Origin of the sequence: Spirillospora sp. NPDC046719 (genome assembly GCF_040645715.1) — a bacterium.
Lineage (GTDB): Bacteria > Actinomycetota > Actinomycetes > Streptosporangiales > Streptosporangiaceae > Spirillospora.
Genome location: NZ_JBEYYT010000722.1, coordinates 1 through 3,167, shown reverse-complemented (window position 1 = coordinate 3,167; position 3,167 = coordinate 1). Strand labels below are relative to the sequence as shown.

The following is a 3,167-nucleotide window of genomic DNA, read 5'->3' as shown; positions in this document are numbered from 1 at the left end:
GGCTGTTTCGCCGCGGAGCGCCAGCGGAGCGGGGAAACAGCCCGTCCGTCGTGACGGGGGTTCCAGGGGGTCGCCCCCCTGGGCTAGCTCAGCCTGCGTACCAGGACGGTGCCTACGCGGTTGCGGCGGCCGGCGATCGTCTCGGCCTTGAGGGACAGGACGGGGGCGTCGCCGTCGGCGGGGCCGACCTCGGCGGTGGAGCCCTCGATCGGGACGCGGCCGAGGGCGTGCGCGAGCAGGCCGCCGACGGTCTCGACCTCCTCGGCGTCCAGTTCGACGTCGAACAGCTCGGCGAGGTCCTCGACGGGGAGCCGGGCGGTGACACGGGCGGCGCCGTCGTCGAGCCAGGTCACGGGCGGGATCTCGCGGTCGTACTCGTCGGTGATCTCCCCGACGATCTCCTCCAGGATGTCCTCGATGGTGACGAGGCCGGCGGTGCCGCCGTACTCGTCGATGACCACGGCGAGGTGGATCTGGCGGGCCTGCATCTCGCGGAGCAGTTCGTCGATCGGCTTGCTGTCCGGGACGTACGTCGCGTCCCGCATGATCGAGCCGACGGTCTCGACCGCCTCGCCGGCGGGGTTCTCCTGGCTGCGGCGGACGACGTCCTTCAGGTAGGCGATGCCGACGACGTCGTCCTCGTTCTCGCCGACGACGGGGATGCGGGAGAAGCCGCTGCGCAGCGCCAGCGACATCGCCTGCCGGAGGGTCTTGCCGCGCTCGATGAACACGATGTCGGTGCGGGGCACCATGACCTCGCGGACGAGGGTGTCGCCCAGCTCGAACACCGAGTGGATCATCTGCCGCTCGTCCGGTTCGATCAGGCTGCGCTGCTCGGCGAGGTCGACGAGGTCGCGCAGTTCGGCCTCGGACGCGAAGGGGCCCTCGCGGAAGCCGCGGCCGGGGGTGAGGGCGTTGCCGAGCGCGATCAGCAGCCGGGGCAGCGGCCCGAGCACCCGGGTGACGGGGTGGATCACCGCGGCGCCGGCGAGCGCGATGCGGCCGGCGTGCTGGATGCCGAGCGTGCGCGGACCCACCCCGATCACGACGTAGCTGACCACGATCATGATCGCGGCGGCGACGACGTAGGCGCGCCAGGTCTCGTCGAGCCAGGAGATGGACAGGTCCGCGACGATGACGGTGGCGACCAGCTCGCAGCCGATCCGCAGCAGCAGGACCATGTTCACGTAGCGGGCGGGGTCGGCGACGACCTCGGCGAGCTTGCCGGCGCCGCGCCGGTTCTCGCGGACGAGTTCCTCGACGGTGACCCGGGAGACGCGGGCGAGCGCGGTCTCGGCGCCGGCCAGCAGGCCCGCCATCAGGACCAGGCCCACCGCCAGGGCGGTCAGCCACCCCTGCGCGGTGCTCATCAGCGGCCGCGTTCCTCCCGCCAGGAGGCGAGCAGGCCGGCCTGCAGGCCGAACATCTCCTTGTGCTCCTCCGGCTCGGCGTGGTCGTAGCCGAGGAGGTGCAGGATGCCGTGCGTGCACAGCAGTTCCAGCTCGTCCTCGGTGGAGTGCCCGGCGTCCTTCGCCTGCTTCTCGGCGACCGACGGGCACAGCACGACGTCGCCGAGCAGGCTCGGGTCGGTCTCGCCGTCCTCGTCCGCGCCGCCGGACATGTGGCCGGGGCGCAGCTCGTCCATGGGGAACGACAGGACGTCCGTGGGGCCGGGCTCGTCCATCCACTTCTCGTGCAGCTCGGTCATCGCGGCCTCGTCGACGAACAGGATCGACAGCTCGGCGAGGGGGTGGACGCGCAGGCCGTCGAGGACGTGCCGGGCGAGGGCGGCGATGCCCTTCTCGTCGACCGCGGCGCCCGACTCGTTCAGCACCTCGATGCTCACTGCCGCCCCCGCTTGCGCGGCGCGCCGCGGCCGTTGGCGCCCTGCTTGAACTCCGGCACCCGCGCCTCGTCGTACCGGTTGTAGGCGTCGACGATGTCGGTCACCAGCTTGTGCCGGACGACGTCGCGGCTGTCCAGCCGGGAGAAGTGGATGTCCTCGACGCCCTCCAGGATGTCCTGGACGACGCGGAGGCCGCTCAGCTGCCCGTTCGGCAGGTCGACCTGGGTGACGTCGCCGGTCACGACGACCTTCGACCCGAACCCGAGCCGGGTGAGGAACATCTTCATCTGCTCGGGCGAGGTGTTCTGCGCCTCGTCGAGGATGATGAACGAGTCGTTGAGGGTGCGGCCCCGCATGTAGGCGAGGGGCGCGACCTCGATGGTGCCGGCGGCCATCAGGCGCGGGATCGAGTCGGGGTCGACCATGTCGTGCAGCGCGTCGTAGAGCGGCCGCAGGTACGGGTCGATCTTCTCGTAGAGCGTGCCGGGCAGGAAGCCGAGCCGCTCGCCCGCCTCGACGGCCGGGCGCGTCAGGATGATCCGGTTGACCTTCTTGTCCTGCAGCGCGCGGACGGCCTTGGCCATCGCCAGGTACGTCTTGCCGGTGCCCGCCGGGCCGATGCCGAACACGATCGTGTGCTTGTCGATCGCGTCGACGTAGCGGCGCTGGTTCAGCGTCTTCGGGCGGATGGTGCGGCCCCGGCTGGACAGCACGTCCAGGGTGAGGACCTCCGCCGGGCGCTCGCCGCCCTCGCCGCGCAGCATCGCGAGGCTGCGCTCGACCGCGTCGGGGGTGAGCTGGGCGCCGTTCTTGAGCAGCTCCAGCATCTCGGTGAACAGCCGGGACGCGAGCCCGGTCTCGCTCTCCGGGCCGGTGACCGTGATCTCGTTGCCGCGGACGTGCACGTCGACGGCGTCGCCGAAGGCGCGCTCGACCGCGTGCAGGAGCTCGTCCCGGGAGCCGAGAAGGCTCACCATCGAATGGTCGTCCGGCACCACGATCTTTATCTGGGAGCGTGCGCCGTCGTCACGCCCCGTCCGAGTTGACCTCGTGTGAGTTGATTCGACCATCAGCCGGGCCTTGCGGCCTCTCCGACCTGCCTTCTGTTCGCTCCGGGTGTCCTGGGTTGCGTTTCCATGGTACTGGGCGGCCCCGACGGAACGCCGCCGCTTTTACCCGCACCCGATCTCGCGTCGCCCGGGCCGGTACGGGCGCCCGGGCCGGCCGCCCGGGCCGGGCCAGGGCCGCCGGGGGCGGCGGGCTGGCGAAGCCCGCGGAGCCCGCCGGCGTGCCCGAGGGAGCGAGGGAGGGCGGCCGGCGC

3 protein-coding genes are annotated in these 3,167 nt (G+C 71.9%); all 3 read right to left on the bottom strand.

The features are described 5' to 3' along the window. Positions 1-83: 83 nt before the first annotated feature. Genes ABZ914_RS49245 through ABZ914_RS49235 form a run of 3 tightly spaced genes read right to left on the bottom strand, consistent with a single transcriptional unit; the run spans position 84 to position 2,916 of the window. Complete coding sequence (locus ABZ914_RS49245) at positions 84-1,370, bottom strand: hemolysin family protein (RefSeq protein WP_387031189.1); 1,287 nt, start codon at positions 1,368-1,370, stop codon at positions 84-86. Continuing rightward, positions 1,370-1,846, bottom strand: a complete 477-nt coding sequence (gene ybeY / locus ABZ914_RS49240; RefSeq protein ID WP_500201498.1) for an rRNA maturation RNase YbeY — start codon at positions 1,844-1,846, stop codon at positions 1,370-1,372. Before ybeY ends, ABZ914_RS49245 begins: the two co-directional genes overlap by 1 nt. Continuing rightward, the gene (locus ABZ914_RS49235; protein WP_500201497.1) at positions 1,843-2,916 is read right to left on the bottom strand and encodes a PhoH family protein; all 1,074 of its coding nucleotides are present in this window, start codon (positions 2,914-2,916) and stop codon (positions 1,843-1,845) included. Before ABZ914_RS49235 ends, ybeY begins: the two co-directional genes overlap by 4 nt. Between the last annotated feature and the right edge of the window lie 251 nt (positions 2,917-3,167).